This is a genomic window from Flavobacterium sp. (assembly GCF_049240005.1).
Taxonomy (GTDB): domain Bacteria; phylum Bacteroidota; class Bacteroidia; order Flavobacteriales; family Flavobacteriaceae; genus Flavobacterium.
Genome location: NZ_JBMLTK010000002.1, coordinates 1 through 21507 on the forward strand (window position 1 = coordinate 1; position 21507 = coordinate 21507).

Annotated in this window: 13 protein-coding genes and 1 tRNA gene; 5 read left to right on the plus strand and 9 right to left on the minus strand. The window is 41.4% G+C overall.

Annotated features, from left to right (window positions below):
* Window positions 1-172 precede the first annotated feature (172 nt).
* Window positions 173-1366: a glycosyltransferase family 4 protein gene (locus ACOVQQ_RS00015; protein ID WP_421816396.1), complete on the plus strand. Its 1194-nt coding sequence runs from the start codon at window positions 173-175 to the stop codon at window positions 1364-1366.
* 141 nt (window positions 1367-1507) lie between these two features.
* Here ACOVQQ_RS00015 and ACOVQQ_RS00020 read toward each other — a convergent pair whose 3' ends face one another.
* The 8 genes from ACOVQQ_RS00020 to ACOVQQ_RS00055 form a co-directional block, all read right to left on the minus strand.
* Window positions 1508-3658 carry a DUF3857 domain-containing protein gene (locus tag ACOVQQ_RS00020; RefSeq protein ID WP_421816397.1) on the minus strand — a complete coding sequence of 717 codons (2151 nt, stop codon included), beginning with the start codon at window positions 3656-3658 and terminating at the stop codon, window positions 1508-1510.
* The gene (locus ACOVQQ_RS00025; protein WP_421816398.1) at window positions 3655-5565 is read right to left on the minus strand and encodes a transglutaminase-like domain-containing protein; all 1911 of its coding nucleotides are present in this window, start codon (window positions 5563-5565) and stop codon (window positions 3655-3657) included. Before ACOVQQ_RS00025 ends, ACOVQQ_RS00020 begins: the two co-directional genes overlap by 4 nt.
* Window positions 5566-5759: 194 nt before the next feature.
* Window positions 5760-9479 (minus strand): fibronectin type III domain-containing protein, encoded by a 3720-nt coding sequence (locus ACOVQQ_RS00030; RefSeq protein ID WP_421816399.1) that lies wholly within the window; start codon window positions 9477-9479, stop codon window positions 5760-5762.
* A 270-nt stretch (window positions 9480-9749) separates the two neighbouring features.
* Window positions 9750-11492: a helix-turn-helix domain-containing protein gene (locus ACOVQQ_RS00035; protein ID WP_421816400.1), complete on the minus strand. Its 1743-nt coding sequence runs from the start codon at window positions 11490-11492 to the stop codon at window positions 9750-9752.
* Window positions 11493-11616: 124 nt separating this feature from the next.
* A tRNA-Val gene (locus tag ACOVQQ_RS00040) sits at window positions 11617-11694 on the minus strand.
* Between the two features lie 83 nt (window positions 11695-11777).
* On the minus strand, window positions 11778-12998 hold the full coding sequence (locus ACOVQQ_RS00045) for a bifunctional folylpolyglutamate synthase/dihydrofolate synthase (RefSeq protein WP_421816401.1): 1221 nt from the start codon (window positions 12996-12998) through the stop codon (window positions 11778-11780).
* Window positions 12999-13883, minus strand: coding sequence for an energy transducer TonB family protein (locus ACOVQQ_RS00050; RefSeq protein ID WP_421816402.1), 885 nt, complete (start codon window positions 13881-13883; stop codon window positions 12999-13001). It abuts the gene before it with no gap.
* A 157-nt stretch (window positions 13884-14040) separates the two neighbouring features.
* Window positions 14041-15267 carry a Glu/Leu/Phe/Val dehydrogenase dimerization domain-containing protein gene (locus tag ACOVQQ_RS00055; protein WP_421816403.1) on the minus strand — a complete coding sequence of 409 codons (1227 nt, stop codon included), beginning with the start codon at window positions 15265-15267 and terminating at the stop codon, window positions 14041-14043.
* A 193-nt stretch (window positions 15268-15460) separates the two neighbouring features.
* Between ACOVQQ_RS00055 and ACOVQQ_RS00060 the strand changes: the two genes are divergently transcribed.
* The 3 genes from ACOVQQ_RS00060 to ACOVQQ_RS00070 are packed head-to-tail and all read left to right on the plus strand — an operon-like array spanning window position 15461 to window position 18903.
* On the plus strand, window positions 15461-15883 hold the full coding sequence (locus tag ACOVQQ_RS00060; RefSeq protein WP_421816404.1) for an OsmC family peroxiredoxin: 423 nt from the start codon (window positions 15461-15463) through the stop codon (window positions 15881-15883).
* Between the two features lie 10 nt (window positions 15884-15893).
* Window positions 15894-17054, plus strand: coding sequence for a helix-turn-helix domain-containing protein (locus ACOVQQ_RS00065; RefSeq protein ID WP_421816405.1), 1161 nt, complete (start codon window positions 15894-15896; stop codon window positions 17052-17054).
* Between the two features lie 52 nt (window positions 17055-17106).
* On the plus strand, window positions 17107-18903 hold the full coding sequence (locus ACOVQQ_RS00070) for a serine hydrolase domain-containing protein (RefSeq protein ID WP_421816406.1): 1797 nt from the start codon (window positions 17107-17109) through the stop codon (window positions 18901-18903).
* 4 nt (window positions 18904-18907) lie between these two features.
* Here ACOVQQ_RS00070 and ACOVQQ_RS00075 read toward each other — a convergent pair whose 3' ends face one another.
* Window positions 18908-19984, minus strand: a complete 1077-nt coding sequence (locus tag ACOVQQ_RS00075; RefSeq protein WP_421816407.1) for an anhydro-N-acetylmuramic acid kinase — start codon at window positions 19982-19984, stop codon at window positions 18908-18910.
* 97 nt (window positions 19985-20081) lie between these two features.
* Between ACOVQQ_RS00075 and ACOVQQ_RS00080 the strand changes: the two genes are divergently transcribed.
* Complete coding sequence (locus ACOVQQ_RS00080; RefSeq protein WP_421816408.1) at window positions 20082-21224, plus strand: acyl-CoA dehydrogenase family protein; 1143 nt, start codon at window positions 20082-20084, stop codon at window positions 21222-21224.
* Window positions 21225-21507 lie beyond the last annotated feature (283 nt).

The window sequence follows — 21507 nt, forward strand, 5'->3', positions numbered from 1 at the left end:
GTGACGGGGCAGCGACCAAATTTCAACTATAAAACGCTGCACCGGATTGCCAAAATTAAAACAAACAGCTTTTAAGGCAACAGTATTTCAACTCGAACAGCATGCGTTTTTTCTTGTTTTAAAATTTAAGTAGATCATTCTTTTTTACGCCTATTGCGAGTAAATTCGCAGTATGACAAATAGGGTTTTGTTTATTGGTCAAGTTTGGCCGGAGCCAGCTTCATCGGCGGCAGGATACAGGATTTTGCAGTTGATGCGTGCCTTCGCAATACATAACTACGAAGTACATTTTGCTACTGCTGCAGAACCGACGCAAAGAAGCGCCGATTTGCATCAAGAAGGAGTTGTTACACATAGGATTGCGTTGAATTCGAGTACTTTTCAAGAACTTGTGAAAGTGCTTGATCCGAGAGTTGTAGTATACGATCGCTATTACACGGAGGAGCAATTTTCTTGGCGCGTTAGAGAAGTCAGCGCTTCGATCATTCATGTATTGGATACGGAGGATTTACATTTTTTGCGTGCGGATCGCGATGAAACGTCAAATCCTGAGAAAGTAGCAGAGGTAAGAAATCGCGAGTTAGCGTCGATATATCGGTCGGATTTGTCCCTAATTATCTCGTCGTTTGAGCAGCGTTACTTATCGGAATTTCTACAGATCTCAGGTGATTTATTGGCTTACCTTCCTTTTTGGCAGGAAAATTATCAGGCAGAGCCGAATCAGTTTGAAAACACTGCCGATTTTTACTTTATTGGCAACCTCAGTCATAAGCCTAACACGACTGCGGTTCATACATTAGCACGGATTTGGCCTGAAATTAAGCTGCGTTTACCGCAAGCCGAGCTGTTTATTTACGGCAATTACGTTCCGCAGGCCTTACTAAAGTATCATTCACCAGAGCAAGGTTTTCATTTAGCGGGTGCATTCGACAAGCCTTTGGACACGCTTAGAGCGCATCGAATTTTACTTGCACCGCTATCGTTTGGTGCCGGTTTGAAAGGGAAAATTTACGAAGCTATGTTGTACGGAATTCCATTTGTTAGCACAGCTATTGGAGTAGAAGGATTTGAACTGACGGAACCAAACGAAGTTACTGCCGACGACGATACTAATTTTGTATTGAAAGCCGTAGCCTTGTATAGTGATGCTGATTTGTGGAATCGTGCTTCTCGGAATTTACAGTCGGATTTTGAGATGCAATTTGGCACGTCGCAATACATCGACGACTTTTTCAAGCAATTGAATAAAGTGATTGCTAAATTGGAGCTACACAGACGAAGAAATCCGGTTGGTGACATTTTACGACAGCAAGCATTTTCAGCCGCAAAGTATTTGTCGAAATACATCGAGCAGAAGAATAGATAGTTTCAGAGTTGCTTTTATCATTTACGTATCTTTTTCCCCACAAATTGCATCTTTTAGGCGTTTAGATTATCGGACACGAGACAAAAAAAGTTGCCACTAAGAGCAACTTTTTAGAAAATTGAGATTGTATTTGATTTAAATTTATTTCTTTTTAAGTAGAATTTTTTCTTGGCTAAACTGGAAGGCAGCATCTAGAAATGCAAGCATTTTAGGCCAGTTCGATGCGGCTTCATAGTTGTGTAAATAATACCGTTTTGTTTTAACGGTTAAAGTGGAGCCTTGGATAGTTGCAGAACTGGTAAAGCCCCCTGTCTCGTTTTCTACTTTTTTATTTAGCTTTTCAAGTCCCTTTACTTCATAACCAGTAGGTATTTCGAAAGTCAGCACATTCTCAAATGTTCTGGGAAAGCTCATGTAAACATTTGCTTTTCGTACTCGCTCTTTTTCCTCTATTTCAACAGGAGGACCAATAAATTTCCCGATTTCAATTACTGTGTTTTCACCAGCATTTTTGACAAAGTCGGCACCAATTTTAAATTTTGTATCAAAAACAAAAGGTGTATTAAAATCGTTTCGGGCAGACTCTACAATTTTTCGTTCTGCTTCGAGGACAGTAGCCCCAAATTCTTCGCCTATTTCTTTAGGTAAATCCTTTTTGTCTTCTTCTTTTCTTTTTTCAACAAGCGAGGTCATTTCTTTTACAAACTGCTCCATTTTTCGTTTTTCGTTATCTGCGTCTTCGTATGGATGCTTAGGTGCCGAAGCATATTCTTCCTGAATAAAGTTGTAAAAAGCAATCGTATTTGATTGATTTTCTCGCTTTAGATGACCGGTCGATGAGTTACGAGCTTCGATCGTAAAGCTTTGCAGATCGGACGAGGGAGTAATTTTTAGTTGAACATTTTCTTTGTTTTCTTCTGCTGTCGAAGTCGGCAGTATTTCTTCGGTCATACTTGTCAGTTTGCCTGATCCTTTTTGCGCGAAAATATATGCTTTGGTGCCTTCAAGTATCGGATCTATACCATCGTATAATGCAAATGGAGTTAGTCCGCTTAAATACATAGGCTCTTTAAAATTTATACGCATTAAAATTCTAAAGTTTGTAGCTAAGATGTTGTCTTCTATCTTGCCGTCGTAGCGAGGTAATCCAATGATCAAATCATAGGGAATGTCATTTGACAGGCAATAACGCATAGCATTCAATAAAACCTCTAAATCGCTAGGTCTCCCGTAATAAAGACTTTTCGGAACGTTTATTTTGGCTTCCTCAGCAATTCGAGTATCGTAACTTTTAGCCAAATAAAAGCGGTTTTGTTTAAAAATGGCATGTATATAATCGATGTCGTTTTCGCCATTTAAAAATCCTTTTAGACTTTTCTTGCTTGCAACACTTGAATTAGGAACGATTCGTTTGTTAAAGAAAGTTCTGATTTCCTCTTTTGTTACTGAGCTTTTGATGTCGCGCTCCTTTTCCGAATGGATAAAGTAAACGAGATCTTCTGCAGTATTATTTTGTGCTAGGCATACTTGAAATTTATATCCTGGAAGCTCAACGAGTGGGTAAAACCATCTCGGATAATCTGCCTTAGGGATATCTGTCGCTGTAAGTTCATATAGGCGCTCACGACTTTTTCCAGTATCTACTTTTTTTAATTGAGGTGCTCCGTTAATCGATTGGAAATTTACGAAGAAATCATTTTCCGTATTGAATGCTAATTTGTAGTTCAGTACAGGATAGCGTTCGCATAAAGTCTCCTCTTCTGGGTCGAAGTAATGGTAAATTGGGGCTATAAAACTGGAAGTTGTATAGTAGTAATAGTCTATGATGTCGCCAATTTCAAGATTGGGTATGGCTAGAATTTTTTTATTATCAATTTCTTTACTATCCTTTTCTGTATCGATTTCAATAATTTTTTTGTTTGGTTTGATGATTCGCACTCCGAAAAGCGTTTTGTCTCTTAACGAGAAAAAGCCATAAGATTTGCGGAAGTTTTGATAGAATTCAAATTCAGAAAATAACTTTAGAGCTGCGGCGTCTTGAATTTTTACTGTTCGCATAGCCGCCGCCGTGTATTTTACTTTGCCAAATCCTTCACTATAGTCATAGTAGTCGTATCTATTGATTACTACTGCTGATTCGTCTTTGTACTTTTCAGGTATAGTAGTGTCGTATTTAATTTTGTTGCTATTTCCCCAGAAAAAGTCTCTAACTTCTTCTTTTTTCTGAGCTTTCACTGGAGCAATTACAATCAGGGTTAGTGCAGTAATCAGGAACTTGATTTTTGGATTCATTTTTTATAGGTAAGCGTTTGACGAATTTTTTGATTGTATTTTTTAGCGGTTTCTTCGTAGTTCTTAAACTGGTTGGTAGGTAGTGTTTTTTGTTTGATAATGTACTGAGATTCCAGTTTTACACCTGAAGTTACCGGAGTGAATTTTACTGAAATTTCGAATATATCATTTGCTACAGAAAAACTCTCGGGCAATTTCACCAACTGGTAGCCTGGAGGATTTTCAATGATTACTTCGGTTTTACTAGTTCCGAGAATTTCAAAGACAAAAGGTAATTTACGATCTTTTAAGAGCTCTAGATTTAATTCGGTCTCGTAAGGAAACTCAACATAGAGCTCACCCTCGTACGAATTTACTTTGTTTGAAGCGATTACTTCGAAATCTAATTTTAGTGTTTGATCGCGATTGTTTAGGTCAGAAAAAACCAAATCTTTAATCTCTATATTTTTATCATAACGTTTTAGGTAGTTGGTCAAATTTTCTGATTTAAAGTCGTTTGCAAATGCATGAAACTGTTGAAAGAAATTTGTACGACTTTCACCGTCAAAAGCTCGCGACATTTTTCCAACTAGTTTTTCACCTTCCACTTTAAAATTACCTTTCGAAATCGAGGTGTTGTTTGTGTGATTTGAAACGGGTACTTTAGTTCGCAACGGCTTAGCGCCGCCATCTACGAGGACTTCTTTTCCTTGGATACGACTCGCATTAAGTCCGAGGCCAGTATAGCTTTCCGTTCCATCGAGGAAATACTCTTTGTTGTTTATTTTAAGATAGCAGATCATGTGGTTAAACGCTGCTAGTGCAGGTAAATCGGCTTTATAAGCGATGTGATCTGTACCAATCCATGCAAGCCTGGCGTCGTATCCTTGTAGTTTTAGCATTTCCGCGAGTAGGTTTGCCATTCCCTTGCAGTCGCCATAACGTTTGTTAAAGACGTTTTGTGCTTCATCGGGTTTGAATCCGGCAATGCCATCTTCAAAAGCAATGTATCGAATGTTGTCTTGAACCCAGTAGTACATTTTTTTTATCTTGTCTTCATCCTTTGTTAAGCCTTTCACCAAATCATCAACAAAAGGTTTTAGTTCTTTCGGCTTATTTTCAGTGAGTTCTATCATCGATTTATTCCAAGCATACACAGCATCGCCATTTTCAAATAAAGCTTTGCGAACTCCATTCTTTGTAATTGCTTTTACTACAGGAATTATGTGCGGAAATAAGTAACTGTCGCCAGGAGCATCATCTTCGTTTATTCTGGGTAGAATTTCCGCGGCCGAATACAGTATATGTCTATTGCCTTGTTCGTCAACAGTTTCTTTCTTTTGAATCTGATTTTCAGGAAAATTGTATTCGAGTAAACTGATTTCTATGTTTTTAGGAATTATAAATTCTAATTCAAAGTTAGCTCGCAAGCCTAATCCGCTGAGATATACTTTACTAAAGTATCTGGCGTCTTTGTAGCGCGTGGCAGTTTCGACAAGGTAGTTATAGCCCTGAACGGGGAAATCGATTTGAGCCCATTTTACACGAAAATCGTTATAAAAAAGACCATCTGATTTATAATATTCGTCCCGTATTTCGAATCGAGTGCTTTTTCCATTGCGATGCAAGATTTTAAAAACTTCAACCGCAGATTCTTGATCGTAACCTTCCGAGTATGCCATGTCTAAACGCTTGCTAAGCGACATCAGGTTTGCTTTTATCTCGTTCAACACGCCTACACCATCCGAGTTAGCGTTGTCAAAAAATGTGACCTTTTCTCGGTAATTGCGCTCCAACAGATCAACAGTTGGGTGTTTTCCCCGCCATTTAACGGCAAGCGCTATTTCTTCTGGGGTCGGATCAATGTTCTTCTGCGCCAATACGAGGCTGCAAGTTGCGATGAAAATCGTAGTGAAGAGATTTCTCAAGGTTTGAATTTTAATGCTAATATATAACGTCAAAAGGAATTTTTAAAAAAAGTTAATAAAATCTTAAAGGTTTTTTATGCGAAGATCTCAACCAAGGATCACACAACTAATTTCAAGATCAACCGGATGCAAGCAAACAAAAAAGCCGCCTCAAATACTGAAGCGGCTTTTGTAGTTGCATATTACATAAGAAGTTAATTCTTTTTTAGAACTAATTTCTCGACTGCTGTTTTGTCTTGCGAATATATCTTGATAAGATAAACACCATCTGAAAGTCCGTTCAACGTTAAAGTTGTTTTGGTTGAAGAAGTAAGCTGCGTAAGGATTATTCTGCCAACATGGTCGAAAATTTCAATTTTATCAGCAATAACAGTTCCGGTGTCGACATTAAATTGGCCAGCAGTTGGATTCGGATACACTTTAAAACGATTGATTGCCGCAGTGTCATCCAAACCTAGTGTACTTGCTTTTGCAAATTTATCGCGTGGCATGTCGTCTGGGTCGCAAGTGGTATTGGCGTGCAAATAATAGCGAACATTAACAACTGAGTTGCCGGTAGCGTAATTAAGTGGAGTTTGCCCGCTTGCCAGAACAATGGTTCCCGCTTGGTTGGTAATGGTAATGAAATCGGTTGCTACTGAGCTAGTAAACTGATATTGCTTGTTTGCTCCTAAAGTTACGTTTGAGTACTGCCCCGCATACGATTGATAAGCCACGGCTTCGATAGCTCCTGAATTTTGAAGCACTACTGTATCTTCTGGATACAATCCGAAATATGCACCATTACAAGTTAACGCGGCAAGTGTGGTAAAGCTTCCGCCGATAGACCAATCGCTTTGGGTAGTCCCGCAAACCGACCTAACCCAATAATAATAGGTTGTCGAGGCGTCTAAGAAACTGTAGTAATTCAAGATTGCGCTCATTGGCGAAGCTACGGGATTAGCGTTGAATTCTGGCCATGCATTGCTGGTACTGATGTACACTTCGTAATTGGAAGGCGCAACATCTGGAGCAGTCCAAGCTATGCGACACGAATTCGAGGTAATGTTAGAAACAACAGGTGTTCCTGGCATCCCACAATTTACAACTACTGGATTTGTACAGGAAATAAAACGTGTTCTTGACGTAGGTTGATTGCCACAATTTGCATTGGTATGAATGTAAAAACGAATTATTCCAGTAAGGTTACCCGAACTCCAACTTACTGGTGTCTGTCCGCTGGCATAAACGATAGTTCCCGCAGTGTTTGTTATAGTTATGAAGTCGGTTGTAACAGAACTTGAAAAGGTATATTGCTTGTTGGCTGTAACATTTACATTAGTGTACTCGCCAGCCCAAGCGTTAGTAACAATTTGCTCATTAACTCCCGTACAATCAGGCGTATACGTTTCGTTTGGAAATAAGCCGTATAGAGCTCCATTACAACTTAGAGCATTTAGTGTGGTTACACTTCCACCAGCTATCCAACTACTTTTATTGATATTGCAGTTTGAGCGTACCCAAAAGTAGTAAGTTGTAGCGGGCTGTGCGTTTTCGAAAGTTGTTAGTATATTATTCGTTGAAACTGTAGCGGTTGTTGTAGCCGTTGGTGCTGTACTTGAAACTGATACATAAACTTCGTAAATAGTTGGTTCATTCACAGGTGCAGTCCATTTGATTAGGAATGAATTTGATGTTATATTCTGGCCAATTACAGCTGACGGTGGTGGACAGGCTGTCGTTTGTGCGTCAATACACTTGATAGAACGAACTCTTGGTACAGTTTCGCTGCCGCAATTTTGAGAGTGCAAAAAGTATCTGATAACGCCAGAAGTGCTTCCTGAGTTCCAAATAACTGGTGTAGTTCCGCTCGCTAAAGCAACGGTTCCAGCTAGATTGGTTATGGTAATATAGTCGGTTGCAACGGAACTGCTGAAGGTGTATTGTTTATTGGCAACCACACTTACGTGCGTATACTCTCCTCCATAAGCATTTGTAACAATAGTTTCAAAATTGCCGGTACAGGCAGGTGTAAAAATTGCTTCGGGAAATAAACCGTTGCTAGCGCCGTTGCAGTTCAGTGCGGCATTTGTAGTAAAACTTCCACCCGAAACCCAAGCACTTTTTGAAGCCCCGCAATTTGATCGAATCCAGAAGTAGTAAATAGTTGATGCAGCTAAACCGCTCAAAACATCGATGCCCACAATAGCGCTAGTTACATTAGCTGCCGTATTTGCTCCCGGTGCAGTACTGCTCGTTGCAATGTAAAGGTCGTAAGAAGCGGGTGCGGTGGTGGGTGCACTCCAATTTATTCTACTTGAATTGGATGTAATATTTGTAGCTGATAATCCGGTCGGTGCGCCGCAGTTTGCCACAATATTAGAACAAGTAATGTATCGTATTCGATTCGTGTTTTGGCTTTCGCAGTTAGAGTTTGTATGTAAGAAGTAACGAATTACGCCTGAAATGTTGCTTGGCGTCCAAGTTAAGGGCGTTGGACCACTCGTATAAATAACCGTTGCATTAGCATTGGTAATTGTTATGTAGTCTGTAGCTACAGAACTAGAGAAGATATATTGCTTGTCGGCTAAAATATTGACATTGGTATACTCGCCTGCCCACGCATTTGAAGCAATTAACTCGGCAGTACCGCTGCAGCCTGGCGTATATGTTGCCGCGGGAAACAAACCATAGTTTGCAGTTGTACATCCGGGAAGCGGTGCGGTGGTAAAACTACCTCCTGATACCCAAGTTATGGGCTCGCAGGCAGAAGCTACCCACCAATAGTACGTTGTGTTTGGTTGCAATTGGTCGATTCCTGCGCCAGTTTGCGAGGTACTGCTTTCTGTAGCGCCAGTTACATTGTTTGTTGTGCTGTAGCGATAAATGTACCCATTGGCAGGAGCCGGGTTTGCCGATGTCCATGCCAAATAAGCTGAAGATTGTCCAAACTGTGCCACGTTTAAACCAGTTGGCGCGGCGCATATCGGTCCATCTGTTTGGTTCATGCGCACCAAACCACCTTCCAAAGTTCCGACCCAAATTACATTCGAATCAATTACGTTAATCGAAGTGATGCTGTTGTCAGGTAAGGCTGAATTTGATGTTGAATAAGTAACGCAGTTCGTGAAGTTTTGAACGCCACCGGGTGAGTTTCCACAATTGTCGAGCCCAAGCCATACTTTATTGGTTTCATCAATGCCCAGTGCATTTACATTACAACTCGCCAAACAGGAGTTATTCGTCCAATAAATATTAGTGTAGTCGTTGTTTACAATAATTCCTAGACCATCGCCAGTACTTACATAAAGACCAGCAGTTGTAACTTTAAGAATTTTAGAAACGCCGTCGGTGATGCTTGTAAAGGTAGTGCCATTAAATCGTTGCAACATACCGTCGGCAGCAATCCAAACATTGTTGTTGGCATCGACTGCAATCGAAGTTACGTTGTTTGAAATCAATTGCGAATTCGACGTGTTGTAGGTTGTCCACGAAGTACCATTGAATCTACTTAGTCCCGACGCTGATCCCATCCAAAAGTTCCCGGAGCCGTCGGTTGCAATGCTCGTAGCCGAATTGTTAGGCATGTTCGGGTTATTGGTATTGTAATTTGTAAAGGTGGTTCCGTTGTAGCGAATTATGCCGTTTCCGTAGGTAGAAATCCATATAGTGCTGCCAGCTACCGCTACGTCTTTCAACATGTCGGTACCGATGCTAGAATTTGATGTATTGTAGTTTGTAAACGAGTTGCCAATCATTCTTGAAAGGCCGTTATTGGTAGTAATCCAGAGGGTTCCAGAGGCAGATCTCTCAAAATCGTTTACATTGTTGGATGCGATACCCGAATTGTTGGTGTTGAAAGTGGTAAACGTGTACGTTTGTGCACATAAGGTTATCGAAATTAAAAGTAAAAGCGCGGAATAGAGTTTCTTCATGAATTGTATTTAGTTGATTAAGTTTTTAGATTTTGTGTTCTGTAAGTTTTAAAATGACCTTAAGAATTTGCTGTAGTGGTTTTTGTTTTAAGAAAAAATGAAGTCAAAATACGTGTTCGTTTTGTTGGGATAAGATGTAAATGGAAGTCTGGTCGTTTTAATACTCATGGCTTTCTGGAAGTAAAACTACCATTGTGGCTTTAATCGAACAATTAAAGTATTGGAGATTTTATAAAAACCCTTACGGTTATAATGGCTTAATTTGCTGGCTTACAGGTCTTTTTCTTGTAGATGTTGGATATAGTAGTTCGGCGAAAGTCCAGTGTGCTTTTTAAACACTTTTACGAATGTGGTAGCGTCTTTATAGCCTACTTCTTCGGCGATAGCCTGTAAAGTGAAGTTCCGAAACTGAGGAGAATTACTCAGCTTTCGCAACACAAAGTTTATTCGAAGTTCTTGTGTGTAATCCGAAAATGATTTTCCTAAAACCTGATTCAAGTACTGTGATAAATACGCCGTGTTCGTATTTAACTTTTTTGCCACAAAGGCTAATTTGAATTCCGATTTGAGAAAAGTTTCACTACGCTCCAATTTTTCCAGTCCCGTCTTAATTTTGTCAATCAATTCATCATCCATTATTTTCGTTGACGAATCTTCGGTAATCGAAATTGTAGTTATCGGTTCAATTGGTTTTGGCTCCTTTAATCTTTGTATGATAGAGAGAAATCGCTTGTGCTTGTCTTTTTGTTTTTTTGAGTAGCGATAAAACATCCAAAATACAATCCCTAAAGCCAGAACCAGTCCGATCATTATTCCCAAAAATGTAAATTGCCGGTTTAAAATCGAATCGGCTTCTTTTCTAATTGTGGAAACCGTATAGTTGTGTAGAAAGTCGACCGACTTACTTTTGATTCGATCTAATTCTTCAATAAGTGCTAGACTTTTCTGCGCATAGTTGTACGCTTGTTCGGTATTTTTCTTTTCGCTATAGCTTTTAGAAAGTAGGGAATAAGCTAGAAGCAGATTCTCTTTGGATACTTTCGTTTGCTGATAATTTCTGACGAATGCTTTGGCATAATAGATAGACGAGTCGGGTTGTTTTAGATGGAAATAGCAATCGGCCATGCCCAAATCAAAAATTTGAACAGTGCGTAAATTCTTGTTGATTTCTGGATAGGCGTCTCTGCGTTGATAAAATCGCAGCGCAGTTTGGTAGTCGCCTTTTAATGCAGCGCTTTTCGCTTGGTGCATATTTAGTAGAGCGCGGGTAAAATCGGCTTGCGAAGGTTCGTCAAGCATGATCTTGGCCGCTTTTTGGAAATACACATTAGCTGAATCTAGATGCTTGTTTTGCTGGTTGCTAACGTAATATTTTTGATATGCTTCTCCAATTTCGTTGTAGCGATCTGCAACAAGCTTATTGTGCATTTCCTTTCGTTCAGCTACGCCTAAGTCGACGTCTTTAAATGCCCGCAAATCGTTCTTCAATAAAGCAATTCCTTCTTTATATTCGCCCATGGCAATCTTTAAAATTCCAAGTTGCTGCTCGTAGCGGTCGTTCGGAATTTTATCCTTGTAAGTCGTCATTAAAACCAAAGCCTGATTGTATGCGCCGACATTTTTATAGAGATAGAACAATTTGTTGACGCACATTCCCATCAAGTCTTGGTAATTTTTCTGCTTACTTAACGATGGGTTACGGTCGATTTCTTTTAAAAGCGCAGTTAGTATTTTTTTCGATTCATCGTAATTCGATTTTACGTAGTAGTAATTCGCGGTGTAGTATTGGCCGCAATAGCGCGCAAACGGACTTGCAGACTGCGACAGCTTTTTTGCTTCTTCTTTAGCTTTCTCGGGCGCTGTAACGAGCAGTTCCTGAATGCGACGAGTTTGTTTATTTTCTTCTTCGGTTAGTTCCTGTGCGTGACCCAGTAAAGTGCTGCTGCAAATAAGTACGATTAAGAATGCTTTGTGCAGGCTGCGGATAAAGCTTGTCGAAGGAAGAAAATTCATTAAGGAAAACAATTGTAATGTATGAGAATTGAAGGCTGCTCTTTTCGAGGGTAAATTTCAACAGTTGCAGCGAAACACACAAGCATAAAAAAAGGACAAAGAGTTAAAACTTCTTTGTCCTTTGTGGTGGGCGATGAGGGGTTCGAACCCCCGACCCCCTCGGTGTAAACGAGGTGCTCTGAACCAGCTGAGCTAATCGCCCTTGTTTTGCAGCTGCGCCATAACGCTTTTGCGAGTGCAAATATAGGCTAAGATTTTAATCCTGCAAATAAAAATCGCGTATTTCTATAAAATTTCGGCAACCACGAAGGTGCTGCCACCAATAAAAATCAAATCGGTAGCGCTACATTGTTGTTTTGCAGCTGCATAAGCTTCGGGAACCGAATTGTAGATTTTTCCAATTAAATCGAAGCTTGCTGCTATTTTTTGTAAATCTGCCGCAGCTAATCCGCGTGGTATGTCTGGTTTGGCGAAATAGTAGGTAGCCGATTTTGGAAAAAAGGGTAAAATAGAAGGTAAATCTTTATCGGCTACTACGCCAAGAACAATATGTAGTTGGTCGTAGTTTTGTTGCAGAACTTGCTCTAACGTGCGTTGTAATCCGTCGGAGTTGTGAGCCGTATCGGCTATGGTTAGCGGATTTTGCGCGAGAATTTGCCAACGTCCTTGAAATCCCGTGATTTCTTGAACGTTTGCAAATGCAGTTGCGATTTCCTGCTCTCGTAGTTCGAAATGCTCGATTCGAGCCACTTCTTTACAGATTGCTAATGCCAAGGCTGCATTTTCAGGTTGGTAATTTCCTTGCAGCTGTAGTTTGTATTTCGAAACCGTATCGGTTTGCACGTAATGAATTTCTGCTTGACGGTCTGCAGCAATTTTCTCAAATGCTCCAGCAGTCTCTATTTGCTTTCTTCCAACGAATAAAGGCGTGTTGTTTTTGATGATTCCCGCCTTTTCGATGGCAATTTTTTCAAGTGTATCGCCTAGAAACTGCGTGTGATCGAAACTGATGTTTGTAATGGCAGTAACCAGTGGTGAGATGATATTAGTGGCATCTAGTCGGCCGCCCATACCCACTTCAATTACGGCATAATCTACGTTTTGTTTAGCGAAGTAATCAAAGGCTAAGCCTACGGTCATTTCGAAAAAGCTTAATTGTTGCTCTTGCATGAATGTTTTGTTTTTTGAGACAAACGCCACAACGTCGTCTTCAGAAATCATTTCACCGTTAATTCGAATACGTTCGCGGTAATCTTTTAAGTGTGGTGAGGTGTAAAGTCCTACTTTAAATCCGTGTTGTTGCAAGATGGCAGCCGTCATGTTCGAGGTACTGCCTTTGCCGTTGGTTCCGGCAATGTGAATGCATTTAAGTTTTTTTTCGGGATGATTTAAGTGTTTTGCAAACGCCAGAATATTATCGAGATTGGCTTTGTATGCGGCTGCACCAATGCGTTGAAACATGGGCAGTTGGGAAAACAGCCACTGTACCGCTTCCGAATAGGTCACTTAATTGAGTTTGAAGTTGTAAACTATTTTTCCGACTTGCTTTCCGGGTGCATCGTCTTTTGCATCGAAGCGTGCATTTTGAGCGGCGGCTTTTGCTTGGTCGAGTAAACATTTTGCCACATTGGTACTGCCTCGAATTCCCGCAACCACACCAATTACTTTACCTGAATTGTCGACGGTTATTTCGCAAACTACCGTTCCTTCTTCGTTGCAAGTATATTTCGGATTTGGAATTGAAAGTGCTTTACGACCGGCGAGTGTGTAATTTCCAACACCGCTTCCACGTCCATTTCCAGAACCTGATCCGTAGCCTGAGCCGCTTCCAACACCTTGTCCGCTGCCGTTTCCGCCGCCAGATCCGGTTCCCGAACCGCCGCCTCCGTAGTAGCCTGAGGCATTCGGATCGCCGTTTTGTTTTCCTTTGTTTCCGCCTTGTTTGTCGTTGCCGTCGCCGCTTTTCCCTTTACCACCGAGTAAACTCGCCATAGCGTCGTTGGCAGCTTGGTTGGGTTTTGGTTTTACAGGCTCAACAACTTTTTCTTTGGGTTTTTCTTTTTCTTTCTCTTTCGGTTTTGCAGTTGTAGTTACTGCCGGAACATCGGCAGCATCATCTTCGGTGGCAATAATTTCTTCTTCTTGTACTTCCGTAGCTTTGGGTTGAGGCGCTGCTGCAGAAAGATCAACGGCATCGTAATTGTCGCCGCGTCCGAATTCACTATCACCGAAGTTAACAGCCACATCGCCGCCACCGCCACCGCCTTCGAATTCGAGCAGGTTGGTAGTATTGCTGAATTTAAAGAAATACAAACCGAGCAAAAGCAATGCAAAAAGCACTGTCGTTGCTATAAAGGATTCTTTATTGTGATTGTATTCGTTGGTGGTCATGCCCGAAGCGTTTTAATGATAACGAAAATACCAAAAATAAATTGTAAAATTCATTTTGGTAACGATTGCCGCAGCCCGGATAGAGGCGATATCCTTTTTGAGGCGCGCAGCAGAGCAAAAAGATAAAGCCGAAAGCCGGAAATGCTGCCCAAAAAAACTAAACCAATTGTCGCAAAGCAATTTCGAAAGCGGTGGCGCTAATGCCTGTTTTCCCCGAATTTTCTGCTTTGATGTTTGCTATTGCCGTTTTGATGATGCTCGACGTATCGTTAAAAATAGCGGTGTCGCTCATGGCAACGCGACGCTCCATGAAATAGGCGAAAACGCGCGCCATACCGCAGTTGCTGATAAAATCGGGGATTAGTGAAATGCGGCTGTCGACGTTTTCCATAATGGGGCCGAAGAAAATTTCTTTATCGGCAAACGGCACATTGGCACCACAAGAAACCACCTCTAAGCCACTGGTAATAAGTTGGTCGATTTGCTCCTGAGTTATCAGGCGTGATGCGGCACAAGGAGCGAAAATTTCGGCGCCAACTGTCCAGATTTTTGCGTTAATTTCTTCGAAGCTTAGCATGTTGTCGGCCACCAGCTGATTGCCGTTTTTATTGAGAAAAAATTGGGTAATTTCTTCGAAAGAGAAGCCGTTTTCGTTGATTACGCCTCCGTTGCGGTCGATAATCCCAACGACAGAAGCGCCCATTTGCGCAAGATAGAAGGCGGCTGCCGAACCCACATTTCCGAAACCTTGAACGATGGCGCGCTTCTTGGCAACCGATTCTCCTGAAAGTTCGTAAAAATGTTTCACTGCTTGCGCTACTCCGTAGCCTGTAATCATATCGGCCACAGTATATTTTCGGTAGATATCGGGAGTAAACTGCGCGTCTTCGATAACTTTAACGACACCTTGGCGCAATTGCCCGATGCGGTTAATTTTATCGGCTTCGGTAGGTTTGAAATGGCCGTTAAAAACACCTTCTTGTGGATGCCACACCCCGCAATCTTCGGTCATGGGTATCACTTCGTGAATTTCATCGACGTTGAGGTCGCCCCCGGTTCCGTAATAGCTTTTGAGCAGCGGCGCCACAGCTTTATACCAGCGTTGTAGCACACCTTGTTTTCGTGGATCGGCTGGATCGAAGTTGATGCCCGATTTGGCGCCACCGATAGCTGGGCCAGAGACCGAGAATTTAACTTCCATGGTTTTAGCAAGTGAGAGTACTTCGTTCATATCGAGCCCTTTTCGCATTCTGGTTCCACCGCCGGCAGCACCACCACGAAGTGAGTTGATTACGGTCCAACCTTCGGCTTCGGTTTCAGGATCTTTCCAATGGAATACAATTTCAGGTTCTTTGTTTTCGAATTTTTTGAGTAGCTCTTTCATGCGATTTTTTGTAATACACGCCCGTTACGAAATCGTTTTTTTGGGCGTGTAAAAGTACATTTTCTAGTGAAATGAAGGTAGGGGTGAAAGTGAAAACTTTTTCCGATGGTATTTCATCCATTCTTTAACCATAATTTCAAATAGCACCTACCATTTTCTACACCAACTCGCGTATCTTTACCAGTAAATATTTTTGATTATGAAACGTACCGCAAAAGCCCACTGGTCTGGCGATTTAAAAACGGGAGCTGGAACGCTCTCAACTCCAAGCACAATTTTAGACAACACGCAATATTCTTTTAAGACGCGATTTGAATCGGGTGCCGGAACAAATCCTGAAGAATTACTTGCAGCAGCGCATGCAGGTTGTTTTACGATGGCCGTTGGAGCAATCCTAACAGCAAAAGGAATTGTTGCTGAAAGTTTAGATACCGAAGCGATTTTAGATCTCGATATGCAAAAGTTAGAGGTTACTGCCATTCATTTGGTAATTTCTGGAAAGGTGCCGGGCATTACTGCCGAAGAATTTGAAGCCGTAGTTAAAGATGCCGAAAAGAATTGCATTATCTCAAAAGCACTTCAGGTGCCTATTAGTTCGGAGGCTACGTTTTTGTAGGAAGTAACTTTTGCAATACAGTATCACTTTTTATAGCGTAGCACTGCTTGTAATCTTTTTTCTGATTACGGTTTTAGCTACGCTTTTGTTTGTAAAGTCGAAAAATAGACCCGACGATTCCGGTCGACTACTTTCGGCTTTTCTCGTTTTAGGATGTTTGTACTTTGCCCCGTGGATGTTGGGATACGCGGGTTGGTACATCTTTGAGCCGTATCGAACATTCATGTTTTATGTGCCGTTTCAACATCTGTATGCATTAGGACCTTTGGTTTTATTATATGTGCAGAAACAGTTTCCAACGCCTCATTTACCCAAGTTTTCAAAACTACACTTTTTGCCTGCCTTTTTGTACGCGCTTTTAACATTGTGGATGTTTATCTCAGACGTCGTGTTGCGAAACGACCCTGAGTTTTATGCCGATGGTTGGGACCGAGAACTCGATTCGTGGTATCAAATAAGTGGTTTTATTTCGGTGTGTATTTATTTAATATTCAGTATAAGGCATGTGCTGAAATTCAAAAATTCACTCGAAAATGTTGTTTCGTTTGTTGAAGAGCTACGCATCAAATGGATTAGTCAATTCTTGTTAATTTTAACGATCATTCAAGTTTGCAAATTGATCTATCTCATTTTTTTTCCAGACTACACGTTTTACTTCATTCACGGATACTACTATCTTGTATTTGCGGTTTTACTGTTACTCATTGCCGTGAAAGCATATTTGTTTCGAAATCAAGTTTTATTACTCGGTATTCAAGCGATTAGAGACGAAACTGTTCGTACGGAAACGATTGAAAATACTACGCTTGTAAACCGGCAACAGTTTGAAGCATTCGACAGCTTAATGAATCAGCATTTGTTGTTTTTGGACGAACGAGCCACTTTACCCATTTTGGCGCAAAAACTGCAAACCAATAGCACCTATTTATCGGCGGCTATTAATCAACACAGTGGTTATAATTTCAACGATTACATCAATGCGAAACGAATCACACATTTCAAAACGCACGTCTCACAAGGAAAAACAACCGAACTCACTTTTTTGGGTTTAGAGTTAGAATGTGGGTTTAGTTCCAAATCTACTTTCAATCGCGTTTTTAAAAAGCATACAGGTCTTACGCCAAGTCAATTTGTAGCGCAAACAATCTCAAAAAGTAGTGCCAAATCATAAATTGAAGCGCTCGACACTTTATAAACTGTCACTTTTGCTCAAAAATATCTTTATGTCACGTTTCGTTTTAAAAACCATCCTTTTGTCGTTGGCAGTTATTTGTTTTGATCAAAGTACGGCACAAATCAAGAAAATCAAAGAAGTTGAATCGAGTTTGATTCCTTATGTTCCTGTAGAAAATTTTCCAAAATGGAATCTACACGAGCGCATGGACTTTCACAAAATCCCAGGAGCATCGATAGCTGTTATCGACAATTACAAGGTGGCTTGGAGCAAATCTTATGGATATGCCGACACGCTTTCAAAGCGTAAAGTTAATGAGCAAACAATTTTTTCTGCTGGTTCGGTTTCTAAAATGATTTTAGGAATTGTAATCATGAATTTAGTCGAGGAAGGCAGACTAGATTTAGACACACCTGTAAATTCGTACTTAAAGTCGTGGCAGTTGAAAAGCAGTAGCGAAATGGCGAATCCAAGTGCCACTTTACGGATGCTCCTGAGTCATACTGCGGGTACTTCACAGTCGTCGTATTTTGGATTTACCGATGGTCGCAGCACCTATCCCAGTCTGGTTGAAATCTTATCAGGTGCACCAGGTACGGGCTGTAATCCGGTGGTGCAGAATTCGGAAGTAGGTAAGTTTCGCTACAGTGGAGGCGGTTCTTTGGTTGCACAATTAGTTGCCATGGAAGTAACCGGAAAATCATTTGAAGCATTAGCAAATCAGTACGTTTTCAATAAATTAAAGCTACAACGAACAAATTTCCAGCAGCCGTTAAACAATGAGTTAGCAAATAATGTTGCTGTTGGGTATTCTGCCGCGCCGTGGTTTGTTGCCGAACAATATGTGTATCCGCAATTAGCAGCTGCGGGATTAAATTCCACAGCAACCGACTTAGCCACTATTTTGGCAGAAATGATGAAAGCGGAAAAGGACGAATCTCAGATTTTGAGCCGCCAGTCGTTCGAAACAATGACGCAGCCTGTTGCCGAGGTGAGTTCGGGAACCTATCTCGAGCAAACGGGAACGGGTTTATTTTTACTGCGCCGCACCGACAGTCGGCAACAGTACTTTGAGCATCAAGGTGTAAATGCTGGTTATGTTACTTACGCCTTTGGAAGTTTGAAATTGGGAAAAGGTGTGGTGATTATGATCAATAGTGGCGACGATTTTAATGGCTTTGCAGCAGAAGTGCGCCGCTCGGTGGCAAAAGCTTATCAATGGCCGGAATTTCTACCGGAACCAGTTAAAATGATTCGCAAATCTGAATCCGAATTGCAACGCTATGTTGGTCGCTATCGTAAAGGCGATAATGAGGTAATTTACCTGACAGCATCCAATGGTTTTTTAATGGAGCGGATTAATTCAGGAAAAGAAATTCCGGTGGTATTTACTGCTGACAATGAAATCGTGTTTTCAGATTACAACATAAAAGGTCAGTTTCAAATTTCGAATACTAAAAATGTTACGGGTTTGAAATACGATTGGGAGCAAACGTACATGCCACGAATGCTCGATAATGAATTTACACTAAACGAATTAATTGAACAACAGCAGTTTGAAGCAGCAGAAGTCGAAATTTTAAAGAAAAACTTCTCGGAAAACGATTTCAATTACTTCATTTACAATTATTTGTCGGCACATCCAAAAAGCTATGCCACTTGCGTTGCCTTGGCTGAAATCGGTTTGCGAAAGTTACCTAACTCAGCCGTATTGCGCATCCGAAAAGCAGAATCGCTTTTTAAACTAAAGCAAGTCGAAAAAGCTGTTGCTGAACTCCAAACCATCCCGCCCAGCGATTTCCTCTACGAAAAAGCGCAAGGATTAATTAAAAAATTCCAGAAGTAATTTGCTATAAGAGCTGACTGTTATAAACCACACCACTCGAATGATCGTGCCGCGCGCCCGTTACCGACGCCAGCACATTTACCTCGTTTCGCAATCGTAAAACGCCCAAAAAACCAAAAATAAGCGCTTCTTTAAATGCTACCGTCAAATCGTCGGGAACCGTGAGTTCATGTTCGGGTAGTGATTCGCGTAGCCGACTAATTAAAAATTCGTGATAAGCACCACCTCCCGTTATCAAAACACTTCGTCCAGCAAAACGTTTAATGTGCAACGAAATTTGGTCGCTAATGTGTTCCACGAAAGTGCGCAAAACATCGGGAATTGCCAGCGAATACGCAGTCAATATCGGCATGATTTCCCGATTAACAAACTCTACTCCGAGCGATTTCGGGTGCGCCGATTCGTAAAACGATAGTGCGTTTAATTTGTCGAGTAGTTCTTTGTGTACAAATCCCGTAGCGGCAACTGCGCCACCCGCGTCGTATTCCAAGCCAAGCTTTTGGGCGAAATAGTTCAAAACGGTATTTACCGGACAAATATCGAAGGCAATTCGGTTACCTTGGGTGTTTGTAGATACATTGGCAAAGCCGCCGAGATTCAAGCAAAAATCGTAGTTTGAAAACAACAGCTCGTCGCCAATCGGAACCAAAGGTGCGCCTTGTCCGCCTAAAGCTACGTCGCCCACACGAAAATCACACACAATCGGAAAAGGCAATAATTCGGCCAGTTGAGGTAAATTTCCAATTTGCAAGGTGTAGCCTAACTGTGGTTGGTGCTTTATCGTATGGCCGTGACTACAAATGGCGTCGGGTTTTAGATGGTGTTTCTCGATAAATGCCAAAGCTAAATGGGCTAATAAAACCGTATAACGCTCGTTTAGCGAAGCGAGTTCAGATTCAGCTAAATTAATGCCTTCCGACAGTTCTTTTACCCAATCAGAGCTGTACGAAATAGTTTCGGCAACTTGAATGCGATAGCTCCAAACGGAGTTTTCCTGCGAGAACTGAACAAAGGCTAAATCGAGTCCGTCGAGCGAAGTTCCCGACATCAAACCCAAAATCGAATACATTGATTTTTGCATGCTGCAAAATTAGCGACTGTTCAATAAAAAATTTTGTGTTAATTACCTACATTTGGGCGCACGAAAACGTTTTCTTAAGACCAAAAGTATAAAACCTATGAATTTTCAATTATCTGAAGAACATTTAATGATTCAAAAAGCTGCGCGCGACTTTGCGCAGACCGAACTTTTACCAGGAGTTATCGAACGCGACGAAAAGCAAGAGTTTCCCTATGAGCAAATAAAAAAAATGGGCGAACTCGGTTTTATGGGTATGATGGTCGATCCGAAATACGGAGGCAGCGGCTTAGATACCATTTCATATGTTTTGGCGATGGAAGAAATTTCCAAGATCGACGCTTCGGCTTCGGTGGTTATGTCGGTAAACAACTCACTCGTTTGCTGGGGCTTGCAGGAGTTTGGAACGGAACAGCAAAAGCAAGAATGGTTGCCGCGATTAGCCTCAGGCGAGATTCACGGTGCATTTTGTTTGTCGGAACCAGAAGCAGGTAGCGACGCCACTTCGCAAAAAACAACAGCCATCGATATGGGCGATCACTATTTGGTTAACGGAACTAAAAACTGGATCACCAACGGAAATACCGCTTCTTTTTACATCGTGATTGCACAAACCGATGTAGAAAAAAAGCACAAAGGAATTAATGCGCTGATTATGACCAAAGACATGCCTGGTTTCGAGGTTGGTTTAAAAGAGCAAAAGTTGGGTATTCGCGGCTCTGATACACATTCGTTGATGTTTACCGATGTGAAAGTACCTAAGGCAAATCGTATTGGCGAAGAAGGTTTCGGCTTTAAATTCGCTATGAAAACTTTGGCCGGTGGGCGCATTGGTATTGCTGCTCAGGCTTTGGGAATTGCTTCGGGTGCTTACGAATTAGCATTGGCGTACAGCAAACAGCGCAAGGCTTTTGGAAAAGAAATTTCGCAGCATCAAGCTATCGCGTTTAAATTGGCCGACATGTATGTAAATATCGAGGCAGCCAGACACTTGTGTTTAAAAGCGGCTTACGATAAAGATATGCACGAAAATTACGACATCAGCGGCGCAATGGCCAAGCTTTTTGCATCGCAAGTAGCCATGGATACTACGATCGAGGCCGTTCAAGTACACGGCGGAAACGGTTACGTGAAAGAGTACCACGTAGAACGACTCATGCGCGACGCCAAGATTACGCAGATTTACGAAGGCACTTCCGAAATCCAAAAAATTGTGATTTCACGCGCTATTTTAAATCAGTAGTAGCCAAATAGCAAGATGATTAGAACCTGCGATATAAAAAATCAAGAGGTTTAAAAGTCGCGCAAACTACATACACCAACTTCAAAAGAAGCTTCTCCGCACCCAAGCGACGGCTTTTTTTGAAGTTTTTTTATGCAGCTAATCCCGTTTTCCGCTGTAGTCCTCAAAAAAAACGCTGTTTTCACACGCACTGCGGCGGGCTTCTAGAGTCGCCACCACAGTTGCGGTTCCAACAAGCGTCTTTTTTTCCGGGCTGCCGCTGCAACCGGGGCTGGGAAATACG

Bases quoted from the DNA above. Each gene is read 5' to 3' on its own strand.
- ACOVQQ_RS00050 (WP_421816402.1), bottom strand. From the start codon at position 13,883: ATGACCACCAACGAATACAATCACAATAAAGAATCCTTTATAGCAACG.
- ACOVQQ_RS00030 (WP_421816399.1), bottom strand. From the start codon at position 9,479: ATGAAGAAACTCTATTCCGCGCTTTTACTTTTAATTTCGATAACCTTA.
- ACOVQQ_RS00015 (WP_421816396.1), top strand. From the start codon at position 173: ATGACAAATAGGGTTTTGTTTATTGGTCAAGTTTGGCCGGAGCCAGCT.
- ACOVQQ_RS00070 (WP_421816406.1), top strand. From the start codon at position 17,107: ATGTCACGTTTCGTTTTAAAAACCATCCTTTTGTCGTTGGCAGTTATT.
- ACOVQQ_RS00055 (WP_421816403.1), bottom strand. From the start codon at position 15,267: ATGAAAGAGCTACTCAAAAAATTCGAAAACAAAGAACCTGAAATTGTA.
- ACOVQQ_RS00020 (WP_421816397.1), bottom strand. From the start codon at position 3,658: ATGAATCCAAAAATCAAGTTCCTGATTACTGCACTAACCCTGATTGTA.
- ACOVQQ_RS00080 (WP_421816408.1), top strand. From the start codon at position 20,082: ATGAATTTTCAATTATCTGAAGAACATTTAATGATTCAAAAAGCTGCG.
- ACOVQQ_RS00075 (WP_421816407.1), bottom strand. From the start codon at position 19,984: ATGCAAAAATCAATGTATTCGATTTTGGGTTTGATGTCGGGAACTTCG.
- ACOVQQ_RS00035 (WP_421816400.1), bottom strand. From the start codon at position 11,492: ATGAATTTTCTTCCTTCGACAAGCTTTATCCGCAGCCTGCACAAAGCA.